The organism is Castellaniella caeni NBRC 101664 (assembly GCF_001592225.1).
GTDB lineage: Bacteria > Pseudomonadota > Gammaproteobacteria > Burkholderiales > Burkholderiaceae_B > Castellaniella > Castellaniella caeni.
In genome coordinates this window covers 187,623-210,602 of the sequence record NZ_BCWN01000004.1, presented here as the reverse complement: position 1 = coordinate 210,602, position 22,980 = coordinate 187,623, and the positions used below count along the sequence as shown (strand labels likewise).

Sequence of the window (22,980 nt, the reverse complement as noted above, 5' to 3'; positions counted from 1 at the left end):
TAGGTGCCGCATAGGCGCTTCGCGGTAGCAAGCCTAGGAGCGGCGGAGCGGGCAAGGTCGCACCGCTATCATAGCCCGGCCTATCGCAAGCCACCGCTCAAAGCGAAAGCGCAGCCCTTGGGCTGCGCTTTCATCGTGGGCGGATGGTAGAGGCGTCCGCATCGTCAACTCGGCTTCGGCGGGGCGGCCTTGCCTGCCCCTCCTTTTCTGAATCCCCGATCCCCCGCCATGAACGCTTCCAGCATGTGCGGGATCAGCGTCGCCGCATCGACTGCCTCGCCATACGCCTGCGCGTGCAGCGCGGCGTAGCGGTCGAGGTCGGTTTTAAGACTGGCCGGGCAGGCAAAGGTGAGCTTGACGCTTTCGGTCTTGGGCAGCGGCCCCAGCCGCAGCTTCTTGGTTGTGCTCATCGTGAAGTCCCCCGATTGAAGAACAGCGGCTGGTACGGCCGCAACACCAAGTCGCGGTTGACGATGATCCGCACCGGCAGGCCGGGCCGTTGGGTCAAGGTGGGCTGGATGTTGAGGTTGCGCCGGGTCACTTCCTGGCCGATTTGATTCACCGTGTCCTGCAAACTGTCACGCCCGGCGATGATGACGCGATCGCCATCTTGTCGATTCTCCGGCGCGGCCAGTTCGGCGCCGACGCCCAGCAGGGTCGTCAGCGCCGCACCGGCAAAGATGCGGCCCCAGTGGTAGTCCACATCGTCTTCCAGGCCGGCATAGCCGGCCGGATCTGCGCCGGCCAGATTGTCGAGCGTCAACGAAGACGTGTCCGGCAGAATGATCCGATTCCAGACGACTTGAACGCGGCTCTGCCCGTAACTGACCTGGCTGTTGTATTTGCCCAGGATGCGCGAACCCTGCGGGATCAGCAGGAAACGCCCGGTGGCCGTGTCATAGACCGGCTCTGTCACAGTGGCGATCACGTCGCCGGGCAAGTCCGACTTGATGCCCGTCACCAGCGCTCCGGCAACCACCGTTCCGGCCATGACCTGATACGGCGAAGCCGGCAGGGTCAGGTTGCCGGAATTGCGGGTTTCCGTAGAGCCGCCTTTCAGGAAAGCCTCCTTCTGGTCTTGCCGGTTCTGCACGGCGGTCGGATCGGCAGGCTGGGCCGCCGTCGAGGCCGGCCCGGCGGCCATCGGGTCGAACGCCGCATTGGCGGCGAAGCCCGGCGCGGTGGCGGCCTGCGACTGCGCGACCGGCGCGGCCGCCTGCGCACCCGAGCGGAAGAACACGGACGATGCTGCGGCAGCTTCGGCTTCCTTGCGCAGCGCATCGTTCGGGTCGTGGCCGGGAGCCGCGTAGGCGGCTGTCACCGGCTGCTGCGACTTCACGATGGCCGGGCCGAGGTCGCCCGGCAGCGGCGGCCCCAGCTCGGGTACATCGTGCGGCAAGGCTGGCGGCAGCTTCGAGTAGTCCGTCGGTAGCGCATCCAGCCCTTCGGACTTCGAGACGCGATCGACGTTGTAAAGCTCGGTTTGCTCGCCCGTACCGCGCCGATGCGGTTGCAGCGACCAGATCGTGGCCCCAAGCACGGCGACCGACAGGCCGCCCGCGAGGATGGCCAGCGTGCGCCGGTTCAGGCGCGTGACCGGACGCGGCTGGGCACGCAGCGCCACAGCCTCGGGCGCCACCTTGCCCGCCGGCGGAGCGGCGAGGTCGGGAGTGTCATCCTGGCTCATGGTCAGTTCCTCCGCGCCACGCCATCGGTGCGCTCGATCCGCACCACGTCGCCGCCATCGCCGCCCAGCCGCAGTTCGGCCGCGCCGAACAGGCGATCCACGATGTAGTACGGCGAGCGGAAACGATAATTCACCAGTTGCCCGTCGCCCTGCACGCCGATGACGAACAGCGGCGGCAGCTCACCCTGGGCAATGCCCGCCGGAAACTGGATATAGACCTTCTCGCCGTCATCGAAGGCACGCAGCGGCTTCCACGGCGGGTTGCTGCCCGATACCGCGTAACGGAAGCGGATCTTCTCCAACGCCAGGCCGGTATCGACTGGCGCGGCGGCGCTGGCCGCCTGCGACTGGCGCTGCAAGGCCAGCATCCGGTCGCGTGGATAGTCCCAGGATACCGAGGCCATCCATGCCTTTTCCGTTGAGGTCAGCTCCAGCAGGTAGGTGCGCCGACTGGTGGTGATGACCAGATTGGTTTTCAGGCCCGAGCGGATGGGCTTGACCAGCACATTAACGCGCAGCGCGTCGCTGCTGCCGCTGGACGTGTCGCCCACGATCCAGCGCACGGTATCGCCGGCGGCGACCGTCACCAGTTCCTCGCCCGGCTGGAGCGAAACCACGGTCACGCGCCCCGGCGAGGCATAGACCTGATAAAGCGCACCATCGGTGAAAGGCCACACCTGGATAGCATTGACGTAGCCCTCGCGTGTGGGTGCGATGCGTGCCTCGGCGTTGGCACGGGAAACACGTACCTTCTCGTCGGCTGGCTCCGGCGCAGCCGGGGCCGCATCGACCTCCGGCAGTGGCTTCAACTGCGCCGGCAACGCCAGCGGCTCGGGGACGGCGACGACTTCCACCGGCGCGAGCGGTTCGGGCAGCGGCTGGGCCAGCACTGACTCATCAAGTGAGATGGTCGGCGGCGGCTTGCCCTGCGAGGCGCAGCCCGCGAGGGCAAGCAGGATCAACGGCAAAGCGTGAAAGCGGAAAGGCAGGTTCATGGCTTGGCTCCTTCGGAAGAATCCAGTTCGCGGCTCCACGACAGGCCGTTGACGTAGATACCCAACGGGTTCTTGCGCAGGCGCTGTTCGGTGCGCGGGGTTTGCAGGACGGTGGAAAGCACGGCGTTCCAGCGTTCGGTGCCAGCGGGTGCGCCATTGACGAACCGTTGCTCCGTCCAGCGCACGTTGAAAGACGTGTCGCTGGCACGCACCACGCTGGTGATCTGCACCGTCACCGATTCCTTGCCGATGCGAGCGAATGGATCATTGGTGCGGGCGTAGTCGTTGAGCACGGCCGCGCCCCGGTCGGTGGTGTAGTCGTAGGCATCGAGCCAGTTTTGCCGCACGACGATGGGGTCGATGGACAGCGAGCGCACCAGGCTGACGAAGCGTGCCAGGTGGTGCGCGATCTGCGCATCGGCGGGCCGGTACGGCGTGGCGGCCTCGCCCACGGCGCGAACCTGTCCGGCCTGATCGACCTCGATGACGTAAGGCGTCACGATGGACTGCGCCGAGCGCCATACCAGGCCACCGGCCATCAGTAGCGCGAGCACCAGGCAGCCGAAGGCCATCAGCCGCCAGTTCTTGGCCTGCACGCGGGCCGAGCCGATACGCTCGTCCCACACCTGGGCGGCGGCTTGATACGGGGTGGCAGGCTGCGGCGTATCGGCGTAGCGCACCTGCGGTCGTTTGAATCGCATGGGTGTTCTCCTTGAGGGTCAGGTATCGGAATCGCGCAGGCTCGGGCCTTGCCCTGAGCCGCCGCCGTCGCCACCGCGCAGCGTGTGGGCGGTGGTGGTCGCGGCATGGGTGATCTGCTGGCGGCGGTGCATCCGCTTGGCCCAGGCGGGTTGCTCTTGCTTCTGCGAGTTGGCAGCGCCGTCTGCGGCCTCGCTTGCGGCGGATTGGCCCGCCGCGGCTGCACCGGCATCGTCCGAAGATCCGTTCCAGCCGGCACGAAAGGAACTGGTCATCTTCTGCCCTGCTGCGGAAGCACCAGAAGCGACGCGGCGGCTGGCGGCCTGTGCGCTGGTCTTGGCGACATTGCCAAGGCCAGCCGCCGCGCCTTTGGCCCCGCCGCCCGCAGCGGTGGAACCCGCCTGGAACGCCGACCGCGCGTTGCCAGCCGCTGAGGTGGCGGCACGCGCCCCGGCACCGGCCAGCTTCGCGGCGGCTGGCGCCATGCGTGCCCCGGCGGCTACGGCGGCGCCCACGCCGGTCGCGGCGGCACCGATGGCGACGCCCGTGCCGACAGCGCCGACAGCAGCACCGGCCATCGCGCCCGCGCCAAGCTGAGGCGCACCGGACACCAGGCCGGTGGCGATGCCGGGGCCGAAGATGCCCAGCGCCAGCAGCGCGAGCGAGGCCAGCATCACGACCAGCGCATGGTCGATGGATGGTTCATCGGGATGCGCTTGGAACTCGGCGAACAGACCCGAACCGATGCCGACGATGACGGCCAGCACCAAGACTTTGATGCCCGAAGACACCACGTTGCCGAGCACCTTTTCCGCCAGGAAGCTCGTCTTGTTCCACAGCGCGAACGGCACCAGCACGAAGCTGGCGAGCGTGGTCAGCTTGAACTCGATCAGCGTGATGAAAAGCTGCACCGCCAGCACGAAGAAGCAGAGGATCACCACCAGCCAGGCGAGGAACATCACCACGATGGGGTCGATGTTCACGAACACCTCGGGGAACCCGGCCATGTCCCCGATCTGTTCCAGAATCGGTGCTCCTGCGTCAATGCCGGTTTTCGCCAGCCGCCCCGGCTGAAGAAAATTCTCCATCGTGATGGCCGATCCGGTGGCCGTGATTCCCAGGCCGGCGAACGAGCGGAACACGATGCTCGCCAGCCAGTTGAAGTTGCCGATGATGAAGGGTTGCCGGGCGGAATTGCCCGACCCTTCCGTGGCACGGCGCAGCGCAAGCAGTCAGGGGGCAACGACGGCCGCCAGGACGCAAGCGCCATCGGCGCGCAGCCCTTGACGGCGAGCACGCCGTGGCACGATGAAGGGAACAGCAAGACCGCCTCCCTTGCACCTCCATATGCGTCGGTTTTAGGCGAGCAGAGCACCCAGGTCGGAGGCGCCAGGGGGCATAGCCGGATGGCCGTGATTCGACACGAAGCGCGGGACATAGCCCGCGAACCCGACGGCGGCACGAGGTTCTGTTTGCTGGTTTCTTGCACAATGATTCAATAAATGTTGTATTATCGAACCATGAACGAAGATCAAGCTGTTTCCGCCCTCGGTGCCCTGGCCCACACCCAACGCCTGCGCGTGTTCCGCGCCCTGGTCGTCGCAGGCCCCGAGGGGCTGACGCCCAGCGTCTTGGCCGACCAGCTCGACGTGGCCCGCAACTCTCTGTCCTTCCATCTGAAGGAGCTGGCTCACGCTGGCCTCGTCACCATCGAACAGCAAGGGCGCAACCTGATCTATCGCGCCGACTTCGCGCAGATGAACAGTCTGCTTGGCTACATGACCGAGCACTGCTGCCAGGGCGGCGTATGCGAAGTCACTGAATCTCCCTCCACCTGTGCCTCCTGCTGAAAGGAACTCTCCATGAAGCGCTTCCACGTCCACCTGCACGTCGATGACTTGAACCGCAGCATCGGCTTCTATTCCCAACTATTCGCGGCGCAGCCTGCGCGCGTCGAAGGCGACTACGCGAAGTGGATGCTCGAAGACCCGCCGGTCAACTTCGCCATCTCCACGCGCGGCAGCAAGCCGGGCATCGACCACCTGGGCATCCAGACCGACGACGCCGAGGAACTGGCCGCCCTGAAACTCCGCGCACAAGCCGCCGACATGAAGTTGCTCGACGAAGGCACGACCACCTGCTGCTACGCACGCAGCGAGAAGCATTGGGTCACCGATCCGCAGGGTATTGCCTGGGAGCACTTCCACACGTTAGGCAGCATCCCGGTCTTCCATGAAGCGGCCTCAGTCACGACACCGATCACCGCACCGGCTTGCTGCACAGCAAGCCCCCGTTCTTCCTGCTGTTGAGAAAGCACACCATGACCACAGAGGCCGCATACAACGCACTGTTCATCTGCACGGGCAATTCCGCACGCTCCATCCTCGCCGAAGGCATCCTCAACAAACTGGGCCAAGGGCGCTTTCGGGCGTACTCGGCAGGTAGCCAGCCCAAGGGCGAAGTGCATCCGCTGGCGCTCGCCACGCTGGAGAGGCTGCACATGCCAACGACTGGCTACCGCAGCAAAAGCTGGGATGAGTTCGTAGCGCCGGGGGCGCCGGTGTTCGACTTCATTTTTACCGTCTGCGACAACGCCGCTGGCGAGGCGTGCCCGTTTTGGCCGGGCAAGCCGGTATCGGCTCACTGGGGCGTGCCCGATCCGGCAGCCGTCGAAGGCAGCGAAGAACAACGACTCAAAGCGTTCAAGGATGCCGCGCTGATCTTGCGCCGCCGCATCGAGCTGTTTCTCTCGCTGCCACTGCAACGCCTGGACGCCATGTCGCTGCAACGCGAGTTGCGAAACATCGGCCAAGAGTGAAGAGCGTCACTTCATCAACAACCAATTTGAAAGGACACCCCATGCCAAACATCCAGATTTTCGACCCGGCGCTATGTTGCAGCACTGGCGTATGTGGCGTTGAAGTGGATCAAAACTTGGTGAACTTCGCCGCCGATGTGGATTGGGCCAAGCAAAACGGTGCTCAGGTCGAACGCTTCAACCTGGCACAGCAACCCCTCGTTTTCGCCGAAAACCCGACTGTGAAAGGCTTTTTGCAACGCTCGGGCCAAGAGGCGCTGCCCCTGGTTCTGGTCGATGGTGAGGTGGCCTTGGCCGGCCGCTACCCCAGCCGAAGCGAATTGACCCGCTGGGCTGGCATCGAGGCGCCCGAAGCCTCGCCAGCCCAAAATGCCTGCTGCTCTGGCGGCCGCTGCTGCTGAACAAGGAGATCCCATGCACTTTCTGACCCAGCCGCCTCGCTTCCTGTTTTTCACCGGCAAAGGGGGCGTCGGCAAGACCTCCATCGCCTGCGCAACGGCCGTGCAACTGGCGACCCAGGGCAAGCGTGTGCTGCTCGTCAGTACCGACCCGGCTTCCAACGTGGGGCAGGTTTTCGGCGAACGCATCGGAAACCACATCACGACGATTGCCGCCGTGCCGAATCTATGGGCACTGGAAATCGACCCGCAGGCAGCCGCGCAAGCGTACCGTGACCGCATAGTCGGCCCAGTGCGAGGCGTGTTGCCCGATGCGGTAGTGGATGGCATCGAAGAATCCCTGTCGGGTGCCTGCACCACGGAAATCGCCGCCTTCGATGAGTTCACGGCCCTGCTGACCGATGCGGCGCTGACGCAGGATTACGCGCACATCATTTTCGACACAGCCCCTACCGGCCACACCATCCGCCTGCTGCAACTGCCGGGCGCATGGAGTGGCTTTCTGGAAGCAGGCAAAGGCGATGCGTCGTGCCTGGGGCCGCTGGCGGGCCTGGAAAAACAGCGCAGTCAGTACAAGGCTGCGGTAGAGGCGTTGGCCGATCCCTTGCGCACTCGTCTAGTGCTGGTTGCCCGTGCGCAGCGCCCCACGCTGCGCGAGGCGGCCCGCACCCATGAAGAACTGGCCGCTATCGGCCTGTCACAGCAACACCTGGTCATCAACGGCGTATTTCCTGCCAGCGAGGCCGAAACCGATACGCTTGCCGCTGCCATCTACGAAAAAGAGCAGGCTACGCTGGCCGCCATTCCGTCTGTCCTCCAGGCGTTGCCTCGGGATCAGATCGCGCTCAAGCCGTTCAACCTCGTGGGCCTCGACGCTCTGCGCCATCTGCTGGTCGATACCGACGCCACATATGGCGCCGATGCCATCGAGCTGCCCGACCAGATCAATGCGCCGGACTTATCCGCCCTGGTCGATGAAGTCGCTGCCGATGGGCACGGTCTGGTCATGGTGATGGGCAAAGGCGGCGTGGGCAAGACCACGCTGGCCGCTGCCATTGCCGTGGAGCTGGCGGGCCGGGGCCTGCCCGTGCATCTGACCACCTCCGACCCGGCTGCGCATCTGGCCGACACGCTGGAAGGTTCGCTTCCCAATCTGGCTCTCAGCCGCATCGACCCCCAGGAAGCCACGGCACGCTATCGCCAGCATGTGATGGACACCAAGGGCGCGCAGCTCGATGCCGAAGGCCGCGCCTTGCTGGAAGAAGACCTGCGCTCGCCCTGCACCGAGGAAATCGCGGTGTTCCAGGCATTCTCCCGTGCCATCCGCGAAGGGGGCAGAAAGTTCGTGGTGATGGACACCGCGCCCACAGGCCACACCTTGCTGCTGCTCGACGCCACCGGCGCATACCACCGCGACATCGCCCGGCAGATGGGTGAGACGGGCGTTCATTTCACGACGCCGATGATGCAGTTGCAAGATCCGAAGCAGACCAAGGTGCTCATTGTCACCCTGGCCGAAACCACGCCCGTGCTGGAAGCGGCCAACCTGCAAGACGACCTGCGCCGCGCGGGCATCGAGCCGTGGGCCTGGATCGTTAACAACAGCGTGGCGGCCGCACATCCGCATTCCCCGCTGCTGCGCCAGCGTGCACGCAACGAGTTGCGGGAAATCGACGCCGTGGCCACACAACATGCCCGACGCCATGCTGTCGTGCCGCTTCTGACCGAAGAGCCGGTGGGAGTGGAGCGTCTGCGGGCTTTGGCAAACAGGAAAACCTCATGAATCACGACAGCCCCCAAAGCGGGCATTCGATGCTGAACACGCCATCGCGCCTGTCCTTCCTAGATCGCTATCTCACCGTCTGGATTTTCGCCGCGATGGCGCTGGGTGTTGCATTGGGTACGTTCTTCGACGGTTTGCCCGATGCGCTCAATGCGCTCTCGATCGGCACGACCAACGTCCCGATCGCCATCGGCCTGATCCTGATGATGTACCCGCCGCTGGCCAAGGTGCGCTACGAGACGCTACACGAGGTCTTCGCCGACCGGCGCGTGCTGTTGCTGTCACTGGTGCAAAACTGGATCATCGGGCCGGTGCTGATGTTCGTGCTGGCGGTGATTTTCCTACGCGACCAGCCGGAATACATGACCGGCCTGATCCTGATTGGACTGGCACGCTGCATCGCTATGGTGCTTGTGTGGAACCAGTTGGCGCGTGGTGATAACCAGTATGTCGCGGGCCTGGTCGCCTTCAATTCGATCTTCCAGATCCTGTTCTTCTCGACCTATGCCTGGTTCTTCCTGTCGGTGCTGCCGCCTGTGTTCGGCCTGCAAGGCAGCGTCATTGACGTGGGCTTTTGGACGATCACCGAGGCGGTACTGATTTACCTGGGCATCCCGTTCCTGGCCGGCTACCTGACCCGGCGCTCGCTGATTCGACGCAAGGGCCAGGACTGGTACGAGCGTGCATTCCTGCCGCGGATCAGTCCCATCACGCTGGCGGCGCTACTGTTCACCATCGTGGCCATGTTTAGCCTCAAAGGTGCCGACGTGGTGCGCCTGCCGATGGACGCGCTAAAGATTGCCGTGCCGCTGACACTCTACTTCGTGATCCAGTTCCTCATCAGTTTCTTTATGGGCCGGCTGATCCAGGCCGACTACCCACGCACCACCGCCATCGCCTTCACTGCCGCAGGCAACAACTTCGAGCTGGCCATCGCCGTGGCTATTGCGTCGTTCGGCCTGGCTTCGCCTGTCGCCTTCACCACGGTGATCGGGCCGCTGGTGGAAGTGCCGGTGCTCATCCTGCTGGTGCATGTCGCCTTGCGGTTGGGCCGCCGGTGGCGGCTCAAGGGCGCCAGCATGTATTCCGCCAACCCCACGAATCCCTGAACCGAGGCAATGGCATGAGCCAGATCACCATCTATCACAACCCCGACTGCGGTACGTCGCGCAACGTGCTGGGCTTGATTCGCAACAGCGGCGAAGAGCCGACCATCATCGAATACTTGAAAACACCGCCCGACCGCGAGACGCTGAAAACGCTGATCGCTGCGATGGGTGTGCCAGTGCGTGCGGTGCTGCGCGAGAAAGGCACACCTTATGCGGAATTGGGCCTGGATGATTCCAAATGGAGCGACGAACATTTAATCGACTTCATGCTCCAGCACCCCATCCTCATCAACCGCCCCATCGTGGTCTCGCCGCTGGGCGCACTGCTGTGCAGACCTTCGGAAGCGGTGCTGGACATCCTGCCCCAGCCGCAGCGCGGTGCATTCAGCAAGGAAGACGGCGAAGCCGTCGTGAATGCGGAAGGCCGCCGTGTCTGAATCCAGAATCGACCTACCCAATATCGACACCGCGCTGTTCCAGCAACCCGATGCCCAGCGGTTAATGGCACCCGAGCGTGCCACCCACGCGCCGCGCTTCCTGCTGCTCTATGGCTCGCTGCGCGAACGCTCGTTCAGCCGCCTGGCTGCTGAAGAAGCGGCACACATCCTGAGCGCGCTCGGCGGCGAGACACGGATGTTCAACCCCTCGGGCCTGCCGTTGGTGGATGACGCGCCTCACGATCACCCAAAGGTCAGGGAACTGCACGAACTGGTGCAATGGGCCGAAAGCATGGTGTGGAGTTCGCCCGAGCGCCACGGTGCCATGACCGGCTTGATGAAGACCCAAATAGACTGGATTCCTCTGTCGGTCGGCGCGGTGCGCCCGACACAGGGCAAGACGTTGGCGGTGATGCAGGTGTCGGGTGGATCGCAGTCCTTCAACGCCGTTAACCAAATGCGCGTGTTGGGCCGCTGGATGCGGATGCTGACCGTCCCAAACCAGTCTTCGGTCGCCAAGGCATACCAGGAGTTCGATGAAGCGGGACGCATGAAGCCCTCGGCCTATTACGACCGCATCGTGGATGTGATGGAAGAGCTGATGAAGTTCACGCTGCTCACGCGCGACGTGGCGCCATATCTGGTAGATCGCTACAGCGAACGCAAGGAAAGCGCCGAAGCCCTGAGCCGGCGCGTCAATCAAGCAGCGATCTGAGAGCCGCCATCGCAGCAAAATGGGGGCCGAAGCCCCCTCGGTCAAATCAGACCGCGTTCGGCGAAGGATATGGTGCTGCCACCCGCCACGATGATGTGATCCAGCGTGCGGACATCCACCAGCGCCAGCGCCTCCCTGAGCCGCTGGGTCAGTACCTTGTCGGCGCCGCTCGGTTCGGGGTTGCCGCTCGGATGGTTGTGCGAAACGATGACCGCTGCCGCATTGAGCCGCAGCGCCTCCTTGACCAGCTCGCGTGGATACACCGATGCACTGTCGATGGTGCCTCGGAAAAGCTCGCTGTATTCGATCAGGCGATGCTGCGTATCCAAGAACAGCACAGCGAAGACTTCATGCTCGAAACCAGCCAACTTGGCGCTCAGGTACTCCTTGACCGCCACCGGCGAACTGAACGACGCACCGCGCTGCATCTTGTACTCGATGGCCTGGCGCGCGGCCTCCAGAATTTGGTCGGCCGTCGCCAGCAGGTAGCGGCCCTGTGCATCGCGCACCATCAGCGAGGCATCGAACGAGGAAAAGGACAGTTGCGACATGATCGTGCTCCGGTTGCTCGGGCGGAATTGCCCGGAACCGTGGCCAGCACGGCGCAGCGCAAGCAGTCAGGGGTCGCAGACGGCCGCCAGGACGCAAGCGTGCATGGCACGCGCCGCCCTTGACGGCGAGAACGCCGTGATACGGTGAAGGGAACAGCAAGACCGCCCACACCCCGCCCACTGCACACTGTCGTCTTTTGGGCAAGCGAAGCACGCAGGCCCGGCAGGGCCGGAGGCGGCAGGGGCCAAAGCCGGATGGCCGCGATTCGGCACGAAGCGCGGGGCGCAGCCCGCGAACCCGACGGCGGCACGCCGGGACGCCCGACTGCTTGGGGCAGGGCTACTCGTTGTCGGTCTTGCGCTGCTCGATCTGCAACTGCGCCCGCTGCGTTGCCTGTTGTAGCCGCTCCACCAGCACGCCCCTCGGCGGCAAGGCGGTCAGGTACTCGGCGACGTGGATGCCCGACTTGTCCAGCTCCAGCAATTCGATCTGCTCGCGCTTCTTGCCAGTGCAAAGGATGATCCCCAGCGGGGAGGCTTCCTCCGGCTCGCGTTCGTGCTTGTCCAGCCAGCGCAGATAAAGCTCCATCTGTCCCTTGAAAGCCGCCTTGAACTCGCCGACCTTCAACTCTACTGCCACTAGCCGCCGCAGCTTGCGGTTGTAAAACAGCAGGTCAAGGTGGAAATCCTCGCCGTCAATTTGGATGCGCTTCTGCCGGGCCACGAAGCTGAAACCCGCGCCCAGCTCCAACAAGAAAGACTCCATTTCGCGGATGATCGCCGCCTCCAAGTCGCCTTCCTGCCAAGTGTCCCGCAGCCCCAGGAAGTCGAGGATGTACGGGTCGCGCATGACCAAAGCGGGCGACATGCGCTGCGCATCGCGCATCTTCGCCAACTCCTGTGCGATCGTCTCGCCCGGCTTTTGGGACAGCGCCGTGCGCTCATACAGCATCGAGTCGATGCGTTCGCGCAGCGTGCGCACGCTCCAGCGTTCGGCACTCGCCATCTGCGCGTAGTAGTCCCGCTGGAGCGGGTCTTTCAGCGGCATCAGGGCGATGAAGTGCGTCCAGCTCAATTCTCGTATCAGTGATACGAGAATCTGCTCGTCGGGGAAGGTGGCCGCGAACTGCACCATACGGCGCAGGTTCTGCTCGGCAAAGCTGCTGCCGTACTCCTTCACCAACTGCGCCGCCAGGGTGGGCAGGACTTCCTTGCCATAAGCGCCCCGGCGCCCGTCCAAGACCTGCGTGCGGATGCGCTGGCCGATGCGCCAATAGAGCATCGTCAGCTCGCTATTCACCGTCGAGGCGGCGCGCTTGCGTGCCGCCTCGATCAGTGCCCGAATGTCGCCCAGCAGCGCCGACGGTGCTGCGGGCGATGCCACAGATGACCGTCGCCTGGTCATGCTGTCGCCTCCGCAGGAGGCTGCTTGGCGCCGGTAATCGCCTTGCGCCGGTTCGCCACCAGTTCGGCCGCCTCGCGCACTGGATCGTCCTCGGTGTGGACATAGCGCATGAACATCACGACGGTCTTGTGCGCCGTCAGCGCCATGCCGACCTTGACCGGGATACCTGAATTGGCAATGTCGGTCGCAGAGCGATGGCGGATGCCATGCGTCCCCACGTGCGTCGCGCCAGCCGCCTTGAGCGCGCGGCACCAGCCTCCGTAATATTCGCCTGTGGTCAGGTGCTGCGCCGGATGGCGTGGCGACGGCAGCACATAGGGATTGCATTCCTGTCTCGGTGCCGTCGAAAGCAGCCGGTAGGCTTCCTCGCTCATGGGCTTGGACATGCCGCCGGTCTTGCTGTCGGGCCAGACGACGCGCCGATTCTCCAGATCGACCCATTCCCATTCGAGCGTGACGATTTCGGAGCGGCGGGCGGCGAACTCGAATTGCAGGCGAATCGCCAGAGGGATGACGTAGTTCTCAAGCCCTTCGACCTCGATCTTGTCGAGCTGCCGGAACAGCTTGCCCATGTCGTCGTCGCTGATGAGATGGGTGGACTTGCCGGCAGGGAACATCGGGACATGGCGGCAAGGATTGGTGCCGTCTGGCCGATAGCCCCACACCTCCGCCATGTTGAACATCTTGCGCAGGATGCTGAACGCCTTGTTCGCCTCGGTCTGCTTGTATGAAAGTTTCTCCATCAGTCCGGCAACGTCCGGCCGCTTCACGTCGTGAACCTTCTTGCGGCCCAGCAGCGGGATGATGCAGCGGTCGATGACGCCTTGATAGCCGACTCGGGTGCTGGGCTTGTTGCGCTTCTTGGAGTAGTCCTCCATGAACTTCTTGCACAATTCCTCAACGGTGGGTGCCTGGCGTGCCTCGGCCTTGTCCGCTGCCGGATCGCCGCCCCGGCGCACCTGGGCCAGCCATTCCTGCGCCAGCGAGCGGGCCTGCTCAACGGTCAACTCGCCGAACAGGCCCAGGGCCGGCTTGCGTCGCTCGCCGGCGTTCGTTCGGTACTGGAGCATGAACACCTTGCGACCGGCCGGCGTAATCTTGCACAGGAAGCCGGGAACAAGGGTATCGCGCAGCTCGATGGCTTGCGCTTGGGGTTGTGCCGCATCTACTGCGGACTTGGTGAGCTTGATCTTAGCCATGATGACTCCTCGGAAAGACCCGATTCCCAGGAGCCTCGTAGGAGCCAGTAGAAGGGAAGCCGGGTCAAGTTTCAGAAAGCACCGGCATATGTTGAACTCGCCTAAGTCATTGATAAACCTGCTGTATATGGCTGTGGCGTAGTCCAGCAAAGTGCGGTACTGGAGTCATCCTGAAATAAAAAAGCCGCCTGCAAGAGGCGGCGGTGTGGCCGGGCGAGGGGGCTCAGGGCACGATGTGGAAATCGATGACGATTTCGCCCGGATTGCGGGCCAGGTATTCAAACTGGATGTTTTCGCCGAAGTGGTTCTTTAGCTGCTGCAGAAGCGGCAGGGGGTCGTGATCGTTGCAGAAGCGCATGGTTTCGCCCGGCTGCAGGGCCGACAGCGCGCCGAAGATGGCGGCGTGGCGAAAGCGCTTGGCGATGCCGCGGGCATCGAGGGGGTAGGTGTTTTCGGCAAACATGGGGATAGCGTCAGAAGCCACGGTGCGTCATTCCTGATGAGGTGAGTCGAGCTTCTGATTATAGGAACGCGACCCCGTGAACGCGGCAGGAACCCTATGCCCAGCGAGGGAACCCGGCAGGTCAGTCGGCCTGCGCCGGTTTCGCGTGGCGCAGATCCCATTCTTTGACCGCCTGTTGCCAGGCGCGCTTTTCATCGGCGTAGGTGTCGAAGACGCACGGGCAGCAGCCGTTGCCGCAGCACTCGTTCAGATCGGGTTCGATGGGTTCGACCGGGCGCGGGTCGTCGGTTTCGATGGTAGTGCTCATGGTGCGCTGGATGATGGGTTGGCGATGAAGGCCGGCGGGGCGCTCTCAGGCGCAGGCCAGGTTTTCGCGGTTGGCGCGCTGGATGGCTTCGGGGATGGCGATTTGCTCGCTGTGCTGTCGGCGGCCATCGGCAAACATGAGCAGCTCGCCCGTTTTGAACGGTGTCCAGGTTTCGTTGTCGGTGAGCGGCTTGGTGGTGATGACCGACACGCAGTCGCCGGGCTGCGTCACTCGGGAAAAATCAAGCGAGGTGCCGGTATCGACCAGGTGTGCCACCTGAAACGGCCAGGCGCGGGTGATGTAGGCCAGCCGGGTCGAGCAGTGCGCCAGCATGCAGCGCCCGTTGGAGAGCAGGAAATTGAACACCCCGTAGCGGGTCAGCTGCGCCGTCAGCTCGGCCACGGCGGCGAACAGGGCTGCATCGTCGGGCTCGTGCGTGCCGAAGCGGGCGCGCAGGCCTTCCATCATGAAGCAGAAGGCGCGTTCGCTGTCGGTCTGGCCGACGGGTGAATAGTCGCCTCGCAAGGCCGGTTCGAATGCCTTGAGGTCGCCATTGTGGGCAAACAGCCAGTGCCGCCCCCACAGTTCGCGCACGAAGGGGTGGCAGTTTTCGAGTTCGAGCGCCCCTTGCGTGGCCTTGCGAATGTGCGCGATGACGTTGCGCGACTTGATGGGGTAGCGCTTGATGAGTTCGGCCACTGGCGACTGGCAGCAGGGGGTGTTGTCGATGAAGCAGCGCGCGCCGCGATTTTCGTAGAACGCGATGCCGAAACCATCGGCGTGGTGATCGGTATTGCCGCCGCGCGCGGCAAAGCCGGTAAACGAAAAGGTGATGTCCGTGGGCGTGGCGCAATTCATGCCCAGTAGCTGGCACATGGCAGGCTGGTCTCAAGAAGATCGGGATGCTCGCGCCCGGCGTGCTCGTCGCTGGATTGCCACCTGCCGAAGCGGGCGGTCGGGGTGCGAGTCACCCTGAATGGTTCATGCTTGAAATTGTAGCCTTCCTGGCGCCGATATCACCGTCAGTTGGTATGGAAAATCCGCATGAGCTTATGCAGTGTGCCCCAGGCGCCACGGTTGCGGCCATGTCCGCCCTAATCGTCGTGCCGGATCATCAAAATGGCTTGCCGATAGCCGCTGGCCGGGTAAATGGCGGGCATGGGTGGGTGCTCGTCGCTGGGCTCCAGGTGCCGGGTGCCCGCCAGCAGCGCCTGGATCATGGCTTCGAGTTCGAGCCGGGCGAGTGGCGCCCCCGGACAGGCGTGGATGCCCACGCCATAGAGCAGGTTGAGTGCGGGGTCGCGGTCCAGGCGGAATTCATCGGGGTCGCCAAAGACGGCCTCGTCGCGGTTGGCCGAGGCCCAGATGAGCGTCAGGCGCTCGCCTGCCTGGATCTGCGCCGCCCCCACGCGTACCGGACAGGTGGGTGTGCGCCGGTTGGCGATGAGCGGCGCGTGGATGCGCAGGATTTCGTCGTTGGCCGCCCGCACCAGGCTGGGGTCGTGGCGCAGCTGGTCTTGCAGCGCCGGGTGGGCTGCCAGATAGTAGGCGATGATGCCTACGCTGGAGGCCATGGTGCCCAGCTCGCCCACGGTCCAGTTGCGCAGGATGCTGACGATTTCTTCTTCGGTCAGCGGCTTGCCGTTGACGGTTTCGTGCATCAGGCGCGTGGTGGCATCGTCGGGTGCCTGGTCGCCCGCCTGGCGGCGCACCTTCAGCAGGTCGCGGATGGTCTGGTCGAACTCGGTGGCCACGGCGGCGATGGCGTGCGCGTCGCCCGAGAGCGTGGCCACGTTCTTTTTGTTGATCCACTGCAGCAGCGGTTCGTACAGCGTCTTGGGCCAGCCCAGGAAGGCGCACTGCATGCGCAAGGCGAACGGGTGCGCCAGGCCGAACATGATCTCGGTGCTGGCGTTGTGCTGCAGGGCGGCCACCAGCTCGGCGCAGATCTGCCGACAGGTGGGCTCGAACTCGGCCATGCGTGTGGCGTTGAAATAAGGTTCGATGGCGGCCCGGTAGGCCGTGTGCTCGGGCGGGTCCATGCTGTTGGGCACCGAGACGAAGCGCGAGGCCTGGCTGCTGAAAGTGGTGTGATCTTGCAGGATGCGCATCACGTCGGCATGGCGGAAGACCGAATGGTGCAGATAGTCGCTGTGAGCCACCGGGCAGCGCTCGCGCATGCGGTCGTAGGCGGCGATAGGGTCGGCAAGCACCTCGGGGGCGCGGGGATCCCAGTCTTGATAGGGTGTCATGGCTGTCTTCGGAGGAAATCAGTGGCCTTGGACAAGGTCGAGCCGACTGTAGCACCTGCCTGCCGGGCAAGATTTGATCGAAGTGCAATTTAAAAGTTTATCTGGCTGACGTTTGATTTTGCTCAAGAATATGGCTGCGTTGCTTGTGGGCATTGCGCCGTCAGCGAAGGGGCGGTTGGCAGGCAATATTATAAGAGCTAGTATAGTGTCACTTAAGTTCGATCTATACATACAAAAGTATTTTTAATGACACTTACGCTTTGTTCTGCAGAAGAAATTCTTCAAGCTCTGGGTCGGCGCTTGCGTGCGCAGCGGCTGGCTCAGGGCTTGCCGCAGCGCGAGCTTGCACAGATGGCGGGCCTTTCGCTTGGGGCGTTGCGTAAGCTAGAGGGCAATGGCCAGTCTTCGCTTGAAACGCTGGTTCGCGTGGTGCAGGCGCTGGGGCTGGCAGATGAGCTGGATGACGTGTTTGTGCTCAAGCGTCAGTCCATCGCCCAGATGGCACAGGCCGAATCCGTCAAGCAGCGGCAGCGGGCACCTCGCCGGAGAACCCCATGAAGCAGCTGGCTGTTTACTACTGTGGCTGGGACGAAGATTGGCTGTTGGGCCACCTGGCAGACGATGGTGCCACGCTATTGTTCGAATATGCGCCTGAGGCGCTGACCCAGGGGCTGGAGCTCTCGCCTTTGCACCTCAAGCTTCGTGCTGCCGCGTATGGCGACTTTCCGCAGTATCTGCACCGCCTGCCTGGCCTGATCGCGGACAGTCTGCCCGATGGCTGGGGGGTGTTGCTGATGGATCGGCTGTTTCGTCAACAAGGGTTGCGTCACCCGGGGCCTCTGGATCGTCTGGCCTTTATCGGCGACCGCGCCGTGGGCGCCCTGCGCTTTGCCCCAGCCGCAGGGCTTGATGCGTCAGAACCGGATTGGGATTTGTCGACCCTCGCCAAGGAAAGTGATCGGGCTCTGACGGGAGAAGCAAACGTCGCTTTGCGTGAACTGGCGCTTGCGGGTGGTTCGCCACAGGGGGCACGGCCCAAGGCCATGGTGCAATACGATGCCGCGACTGGCAATGTCAGCACGCGCAGCGGTGCCCCCGGTGTCCCTTGGCTGGTGAAGTTTCCGGCTCAAGACGAGCACAAAGAGGTCTGTGCCATCGAGCAGATGTACGCTCAGCTGGCCCGTGATTGCGGTCTGGATATGCCAACGAGCAGGTGGTTCGATTTGTCACCCAAACTGGCGGCTTTCGGCGTGGCGCGTTTCGATCGCCAGCAGGCCGTGCGCGTGCCGATGCATAGCTTGGCGGGACTGCTGCATATAGACTTTCGCCTGCCAGGCAGCACCGATTACACCGCCTTTTTGCGGGCTACCCGTTTATTGACCCGCGATGAGCGCGAGGTATGCAAAGCCTACGCTCGGGTGGTTTTCAACGTGCTGTTTCACAATCGCGATGATCACCCAAAGAACTTTGCCTGGTGTCTTGGGCAAGATCGGCGCTGGCGTCTGGCGCCTGCCTTCGACCTGACGTTCAGCGATGGCCCGATGGGCCAGCATCATATGGATATTTGCGGTGAAGGTGCTGCCGTAGAAAGACAGCATATGCTGCGCCTGGCATCGGAAGGTGGTGTGTCTTTGAAAACGGCCGGGGCGCTTATTGATCAGATGCTCGCGCAGGCAGGCACTTTCGCGCAGCGGCTGGATGCGTTTCCGATTCGTCGTGCGACGGCACGGCGGATGGCGGCGGATGTCGATGCGTGCCGGGGTTTACTTGGGTGAGCGCGTTGCTGTTTCTTGATACAGCCGCTTTAATACAGCACGTCACGCAATTCAACCGTGGCCAGCAGGTAGCGCAGGGCCTCGCGGGTGCCTGAGCCTTCGGGGGCCAGTTCGATGATGTGCGCCAGCTTGGGGCGCCAGTAGGCGTCGGGGATGTGGCTGGCGACGAAGTGCTGGGCGAAAATGGTTTCTGGATGGCGCCGCGCAATGTCGGCCTGATCCAGCACTTCGCCCAAGGTGGTGGCATCCAGGCCGCAGGCCTGGGCCAGGACGGCGCAGGCGTTCATGGCCTCCAGCAGCAGGTCGCAGCGTACGTCCACCGAGCGCTGGCCGTCGGCGCTGAACAGCTGCACATACAGCCCCTCGGACATGATCCATTCCAGATCGTCGATGCTGCGTACTGGAAGCTTGCCCAGGTTGACGGCTTCCAATGTTTTGTAGGCCACCAAAGACACGTGTTGCTCCTGTGATGATGACAGGCACGATGCCTGTCGCAGGCGGCTTGGCGAGCACATGTCGATGGCGACATGTTCGCGCAGCGATGTGTGTGCAAGCTGCCTGCTGGATCATTGTGCATCCGCCCGGACAAAAAAGTGCCTAAGGCATTAGGCCCGACGCTGGATAGATGAGTACACTGAAATCAGATTCATGGCTCGTCAGTCAGGCGTGTCTATTTGCGGGGCCTGTGCTTGAAAACCGGCTGACCGACCGCATGTATCGAATATCGGGGCGTGATGCCCCCTCCCACTAAGGGATCACTCATGCGATTTGACAAACTGACGACCAAGTTCCAGCAGGCGCTGGCCGATGCCCAGAGCCTCGCGGTGCGCCACGATCACCCCTATATCGAAAACGTCCACCTGCTGCTGGCCTTGCTGGCCGACACCGACAGCGGCTCGTCCAGCCTGCTGGCGCGCGCGGGCGTGGCCGTGCCGCGCCTGCAGGCCGAGCTCGACCGCCAGCTCAAGGCGCTGCCCACGGTAGAAGGCACCGAAGGTAATATCCAGGCGGGGCGCGACTTGCAGGCTGCGCTGGCACGCACCGACAAAGAAGCCGGTCAGCGTGGTGACACCTACATTGCCAGCGAGCTCTATCTGCTGGCCCTGGCCGACGACAAGGGCGAGGTGGGCCGCGCGCTGCGTGAGGCGGGCCTGCAGCGCAAGGCCCTTGAGGCCGCCATCGAGGCGGTGCGTGGCGGGGCCAGCGTGTCGGGGGCCGACGACGAAGACAATCGCCAGGCGCTCAAGAAATACACGCTCGATCTCACCGCCCGGGCGCGCGAAGGCAAGCTTGACCCCGTCATCGGGCGCGACGACGAAATCCGCCGCACCATCCAGATCCTGCAGCGCCGCACCAAGAACAACCCCGTGCTCATCGGCGAACCGGGCGTGGGCAAGACCGCCATCGTCGAAGGCCTGGCCCAGCGCATCGTCAATGGCGAAGTGCCCGAAACGCTCAAAGGCAAGCGCATCCTGGCGCTCGACCTCGCGGGCCTGCTGGCCGGGGCCAAGTACCGCGGCGAATTCGAAGAACGCCTGAAGGCCGTACTCAAAGAACTGTCGCAGGATTCAGGCCAGACCATCGTCTTCATCGACGAGCTGCACACCATGGTGGGCGCGGGCAAGGCCGAAGGCGCTATGGACGCCGGCAATATGCTCAAGCCGGCGCTCTCGCGCGGTGAGCTGCACTGCGTGGGCGCCACCACGCTCGACGAATACCGCCAGTACATCGAGAAGGACGCCGCGCTCGAACGCCGCTTTCAGAAGGTGCTGGTGGACGAGCCCAACGTCGAGTCCACCATCGCCATCTTGCGCGGCCTGCAAGAACGCTATGAACTGCACCATGGCGTGCAGATCACCGATCCGGCCATCGTGGCCGCGGCCGAACTCTCGCACCGTTACATCACCGATCGCTTCTTGCCCGACAAGGCCATCGACCTCATCGACGAGGCGGCGGCGCGCATCCGCATGGAAATCGACTCCAAGCCCGAGGTGATGGACAAGCTCGACCGGCGCATCATTCAGCTGAAGATCGAGCGCGAAGCCGTGCGCAAGGATACCGACGAGGCCTCCGAGCGGCGTCTGAAGGCCATCGAAGAAGAACTCGAGGCCCTGCAGCGCGAATACAACGACTATGAAGAGGTCTGGAAAGCCGAAAAAGCAGTGGTGCAGGGGTCGCAGGCCGTCAAGGAAGAAATCGACCAGGTGCGCGCCGAGATGGCCGAGCTGCAGCGCAAGGGCCAGTACGACAAGCTGGCCGAACTGCAGTACGGGCGCCTGCCCGAACTCGAAGCGCGCCTGAAGGCGGCCGAATCGGCCCCCAAGGAAAGCGAGTCCGGCAAGCCGCGCCTCTTGCGCACCCAGGTGGGCGCCGAAGAAATCGCCGAAGTCGTGTCGCGCGCCACGGGCATCCCCGTGTCGCGCATGATGCAGGGCGAGCGCGCCAAGCTGCTGGGCATGGAGGCCGTGCTGCACGAGCGTGTCGTGGGGCAGGACGAGGCCGTTCGCCTGGTGTCCGAAGCCATCCGCCGCTCGCGTGCCGGCCTGGCCGACCCCAACCGCCCGTACGGCTCGTTTTTGTTCCTGGGCCCCACGGGCGTGGGCAAGACCGAACTCACCAAGGCGCTGGCGCGCTTCCTGTTCGATTCCGACAGCCATCTGGTGCGCATCGACATGAGCGAATTCATGGAAAAGCACTCGGTGGCGCGTCTCATCGGGGCGCCGCCGGGCTACGTGGGCTACGAGCAGGGCGGCTATCTCACCGAGGCCGTGCGGCGCAAGCCCTATAGCGTGATCCTGCTCGACGAGATCGAGAAGGCGCACCCGGACGTCTTCAACGTGCTGCTGCAGGTGCTCGACGATGGCCGCCTGACCGATGGCCAGGGGCGCACGGTGGACTTCCGCAACACGGTGGTCATCATGACGTCCAACATCGGCTCGCAGCACATCCAGAACATGACCGACCAGCCGTACGACGTGGTCAAGGAAGTCATTCGCGACGAACTGAAGACGGCGTTCCGGCCCGAATTCCTCAACCGCATCGACGAGATCGTGGTGTTCCACGGCCTGGATGCCAGCCACATTGCGCCGATTGCCCGCATCCAGCTCAAGCGGCTGGCCGAACGTCTGGCGCAGCAGGACATGCGCCTGGAGGTCACCGAGGCGGCGGTCAAGGAACTGGCCCGGGTGGGGTACGACCCGGTGTTCGGCGCCCGGCCCCTGAAGCGCGCCATCCAGCAGTATGTCGAGAACCCGGTGGCGCGGCTCATTCTCGAAGGCCAGTTCGGCCCGCGCGACGTGGTTCCCGTCGATTGGGACGGCGAGCACTTCGTCTTTGAGCGCACCTTGCAGTAAATCGCGACCTGCCTGTTGGCTCAGTCGGACAAAGGGGGCGATGGAATTTTCATCTGCCCCCTTTTTGCGCCTACGCAGCTGGCTGCAGCGCAGTGCTTATTGCTTCCAGATGGGGCAAGTCGATTCTTCTGGTGTGGTGTACACCTGTTCGCCCGGCATGGTCTTCAGGATCTTGTAATAGTCCCATTTGCCTTTCGATTCTGCGGGGGTCTTGACTTGCGCCAGATACACGCTGTTGATCATGCGGCCATGAGAACCAGGAACAGGCGGCCCGATTGCACAATGCGATGCAGGAACTGGAGACCGCTGACGAACGCCGCGATACGCAAGCCTTTTCCACTGCCCGTCGCCGTTTCTATCGTGCCTTGCTGGAAATGGGGGGCATCCGGAACGCGAGGCCGGGGGCATTGGCGACAAGGCCGATCTCTCAATTCAAATCAACTCAGCGGACTTGTGGTGTGACAGAGGGGGCCGCAGCCATGACGCATAGCACGGTTCCCAAATATCTACTGTTCGAGCACAATACTAGCTGTTAAGTGATTTCCCGAAGGGTGTTTTATGTCTACCTCTGAAACCATCGACCACCACACGCTCACGCGCCTGGTTGAGGCCGGAGCCGTGCGCAGTGCAACGGTGATCGGTCAGCCTGGCGGCTGGGGCGTCGTGGTGCAGTACGGCATGACGGAGCGGGCCATTGCCGTCAAGCGCGGCCCGGTGCGCGTGTGGCGACGTTTCGAGACGCTGGCCAGCTACTTGAAGGACATGGGCCTGAATCGCTACCAGGTGGACGCGGCGAACTACTCGCCAGAGTCCCCGAAAGCCTCAACTCCCAAACGCCCGGATGCGGCCGAGCGGATGCGCCGTGCCCATGAAGCCGCCGCCTACGATGAGTGGCTGCGAGGCAAGGTTGAGGCCAGCCGCAACGATCCCCGGCCCTCGATCTCCAACGACGACATGAAGGCCGAATTTGCCAAGCGCCGCGCCGCCTTGCGGGCCAAGGCCATGCAATGAGCGGCGCGGCCAAGCCCGTGCGG

At 63.7% G+C, this 22,980-nt stretch carries 24 protein-coding genes and 2 pseudogenes; 12 read left to right on the top strand and 14 right to left on the bottom strand.

What is annotated here, in order from left to right; all coding sequences use genetic code 11:
• Positions 1-164 precede the first annotated feature (164 nt).
• From CCA01S_RS04385 to trbL, 5 genes and pseudogenes are all read right to left on the bottom strand, one after another.
• Positions 165-410, bottom strand: coding sequence for a DUF2274 domain-containing protein (locus CCA01S_RS04385; protein ID WP_011716368.1), 246 nt, complete (start codon positions 408-410; stop codon positions 165-167).
• Positions 407-1,687, bottom strand: coding sequence for a TraB/TrbI/VirB10 family type IV secretion system protein (locus tag CCA01S_RS04380; protein WP_011716367.1), 1,281 nt, complete (start codon positions 1,685-1,687; stop codon positions 407-409). The genes CCA01S_RS04385 and CCA01S_RS04380 overlap by 4 nt, the downstream gene beginning before the upstream one ends.
• Positions 1,688-1,689: 2 nt before the next feature.
• Positions 1,690-2,682, bottom strand: a complete 993-nt coding sequence (trbG, locus tag CCA01S_RS04375) for a P-type conjugative transfer protein TrbG (protein WP_011716366.1) — start codon at positions 2,680-2,682, stop codon at positions 1,690-1,692.
• Positions 2,679-3,383, bottom strand: coding sequence for a conjugal transfer protein TrbF (gene trbF, locus CCA01S_RS04370; RefSeq protein ID WP_011716365.1), 705 nt, complete (start codon positions 3,381-3,383; stop codon positions 2,679-2,681). Before trbF ends, trbG begins: the two co-directional genes overlap by 4 nt.
• A gap of 18 nt (positions 3,384-3,401) precedes the next feature.
• Positions 3,402-4,559 (bottom strand): annotated as a pseudogene (gene trbL, locus CCA01S_RS04365) (P-type conjugative transfer protein TrbL); the annotation flags it as partial.
• A 324-nt stretch (positions 4,560-4,883) separates the two neighbouring features.
• Between trbL and CCA01S_RS04355 the strand changes: the two are divergent.
• Genes CCA01S_RS04355 through arsH form a run of 8 tightly spaced genes read left to right on the top strand, consistent with a single transcriptional unit; the run spans position 4,884 to position 10,641 of the window.
• Entirely contained in the window at positions 4,884-5,231 is a 348-nt protein-coding gene (locus tag CCA01S_RS04355; RefSeq protein ID WP_020203137.1) for an ArsR/SmtB family transcription factor, read from the top strand.
• Positions 5,232-5,243: 12 nt separating this feature from the next.
• On the top strand, positions 5,244-5,690 hold the full coding sequence (locus CCA01S_RS04350) for an ArsI/CadI family heavy metal resistance metalloenzyme (RefSeq protein WP_066454559.1): 447 nt from the start codon (positions 5,244-5,246) through the stop codon (positions 5,688-5,690).
• Positions 5,691-5,701: 11 nt separating this feature from the next.
• Positions 5,702-6,199 carry an arsenate reductase ArsC gene (locus CCA01S_RS04345; protein WP_008643209.1) on the top strand — a complete coding sequence of 166 codons (498 nt, stop codon included), beginning with the start codon at positions 5,702-5,704 and terminating at the stop codon, positions 6,197-6,199.
• 41 nt (positions 6,200-6,240) lie between these two features.
• Complete coding sequence (arsD, locus tag CCA01S_RS04340; RefSeq protein ID WP_066454557.1) at positions 6,241-6,600, top strand: arsenite efflux transporter metallochaperone ArsD; 360 nt, start codon at positions 6,241-6,243, stop codon at positions 6,598-6,600.
• A gap of 13 nt (positions 6,601-6,613) precedes the next feature.
• Positions 6,614-8,380: an arsenical pump-driving ATPase gene (gene arsA, locus CCA01S_RS04335; protein WP_066454556.1), complete on the top strand. Its 1,767-nt coding sequence runs from the start codon at positions 6,614-6,616 to the stop codon at positions 8,378-8,380.
• Complete coding sequence (arsB, locus tag CCA01S_RS04330; protein ID WP_008643204.1) at positions 8,377-9,489, top strand: ACR3 family arsenite efflux transporter; 1,113 nt, start codon at positions 8,377-8,379, stop codon at positions 9,487-9,489. The genes arsA and arsB overlap by 4 nt, the downstream gene beginning before the upstream one ends.
• Positions 9,490-9,503: 14 nt before the next feature.
• Positions 9,504-9,926, top strand: a complete 423-nt coding sequence (gene arsC, locus CCA01S_RS04325) for an arsenate reductase (glutaredoxin) (protein ID WP_020203139.1) — start codon at positions 9,504-9,506, stop codon at positions 9,924-9,926.
• Complete coding sequence (gene arsH, locus CCA01S_RS04320; RefSeq protein WP_008643201.1) at positions 9,919-10,641, top strand: arsenical resistance protein ArsH; 723 nt, start codon at positions 9,919-9,921, stop codon at positions 10,639-10,641. Before arsC ends, arsH begins: the two co-directional genes overlap by 8 nt.
• Before the next feature lie 41 nt (positions 10,642-10,682).
• Here arsH and radC read toward each other — a convergent pair whose 3' ends face one another.
• The 7 genes from radC to CCA01S_RS04285 form a co-directional block, all read right to left on the bottom strand.
• Positions 10,683-11,192, bottom strand: coding sequence for a RadC family protein (gene radC, locus CCA01S_RS04315; protein WP_008643200.1), 510 nt, complete (start codon positions 11,190-11,192; stop codon positions 10,683-10,685).
• 340 nt (positions 11,193-11,532) lie between these two features.
• A complete protein-coding gene (locus CCA01S_RS04310) occupies positions 11,533-12,597 on the bottom strand; it encodes a PDDEXK nuclease domain-containing protein (RefSeq protein WP_066454552.1) in 1,065 nt (354 codons plus the stop codon).
• On the bottom strand, positions 12,594-13,796 hold the full coding sequence (locus tag CCA01S_RS04305) for a tyrosine-type recombinase/integrase (protein WP_066454549.1): 1,203 nt from the start codon (positions 13,794-13,796) through the stop codon (positions 12,594-12,596). Before CCA01S_RS04305 ends, CCA01S_RS04310 begins: the two co-directional genes overlap by 4 nt.
• Positions 13,797-14,019: 223 nt before the next feature.
• Complete coding sequence (locus tag CCA01S_RS04300; RefSeq protein ID WP_043681763.1) at positions 14,020-14,259, bottom strand: DUF2249 domain-containing protein; 240 nt, start codon at positions 14,257-14,259, stop codon at positions 14,020-14,022.
• 121 nt (positions 14,260-14,380) lie between these two features.
• On the bottom strand, positions 14,381-14,566 hold the full coding sequence (locus CCA01S_RS04295) for an oxidoreductase-like domain-containing protein (protein WP_066454547.1): 186 nt from the start codon (positions 14,564-14,566) through the stop codon (positions 14,381-14,383).
• Positions 14,567-14,611: 45 nt separating this feature from the next.
• A complete protein-coding gene (locus CCA01S_RS04290) occupies positions 14,612-15,442 on the bottom strand; it encodes a class II glutamine amidotransferase (RefSeq protein ID WP_066454544.1) in 831 nt (276 codons plus the stop codon).
• A 218-nt stretch (positions 15,443-15,660) separates the two neighbouring features.
• Entirely contained in the window at positions 15,661-16,818 is a 1,158-nt protein-coding gene (locus CCA01S_RS04285) for a cytochrome P450 (RefSeq protein WP_066454543.1), read from the bottom strand.
• A gap of 246 nt (positions 16,819-17,064) precedes the next feature.
• Between CCA01S_RS04285 and CCA01S_RS04280 the strand changes: the two genes are divergently transcribed.
• Together CCA01S_RS04280 and CCA01S_RS04275 are read left to right on the top strand one after the other, a co-directional pair.
• Positions 17,065-17,376 carry a helix-turn-helix domain-containing protein gene (locus tag CCA01S_RS04280; protein ID WP_066454540.1) on the top strand — a complete coding sequence of 104 codons (312 nt, stop codon included), beginning with the start codon at positions 17,065-17,067 and terminating at the stop codon, positions 17,374-17,376.
• Entirely contained in the window at positions 17,373-18,593 is a 1,221-nt protein-coding gene (locus CCA01S_RS04275; protein ID WP_066454538.1) for a type II toxin-antitoxin system HipA family toxin, read from the top strand. The genes CCA01S_RS04280 and CCA01S_RS04275 overlap by 4 nt, the downstream gene beginning before the upstream one ends.
• 29 nt (positions 18,594-18,622) lie before the next feature.
• Here the strand turns inward: CCA01S_RS04275 and CCA01S_RS04270 are convergent, their stop codons facing one another.
• Entirely contained in the window at positions 18,623-19,048 is a 426-nt protein-coding gene (locus CCA01S_RS04270; RefSeq protein WP_066454537.1) for a hypothetical protein, read from the bottom strand.
• A gap of 306 nt (positions 19,049-19,354) precedes the next feature.
• On the opposite strand from CCA01S_RS04270, the gene clpB reads away from it, so the two are divergent.
• Entirely contained in the window at positions 19,355-21,946 is a 2,592-nt protein-coding gene (gene clpB, locus CCA01S_RS04265; protein WP_066454536.1) for an ATP-dependent chaperone ClpB, read from the top strand.
• A gap of 96 nt (positions 21,947-22,042) precedes the next feature.
• On the opposite strand, the pseudogene CCA01S_RS15985 reads toward clpB, so the two are convergent.
• Positions 22,043-22,174, bottom strand: a pseudogene (locus CCA01S_RS15985) (ABC transporter substrate-binding protein); the annotation flags it as partial.
• A 330-nt stretch (positions 22,175-22,504) separates the two neighbouring features.
• On the opposite strand from CCA01S_RS15985, the gene CCA01S_RS04260 reads away from it, so the two are divergent.
• Positions 22,505-22,957: an antitoxin PaaA2 family protein gene (locus CCA01S_RS04260; protein ID WP_066454534.1), complete on the top strand. Its 453-nt coding sequence runs from the start codon at positions 22,505-22,507 to the stop codon at positions 22,955-22,957.
• The last annotated feature ends 23 nt before the right edge of the window (positions 22,958-22,980 follow it).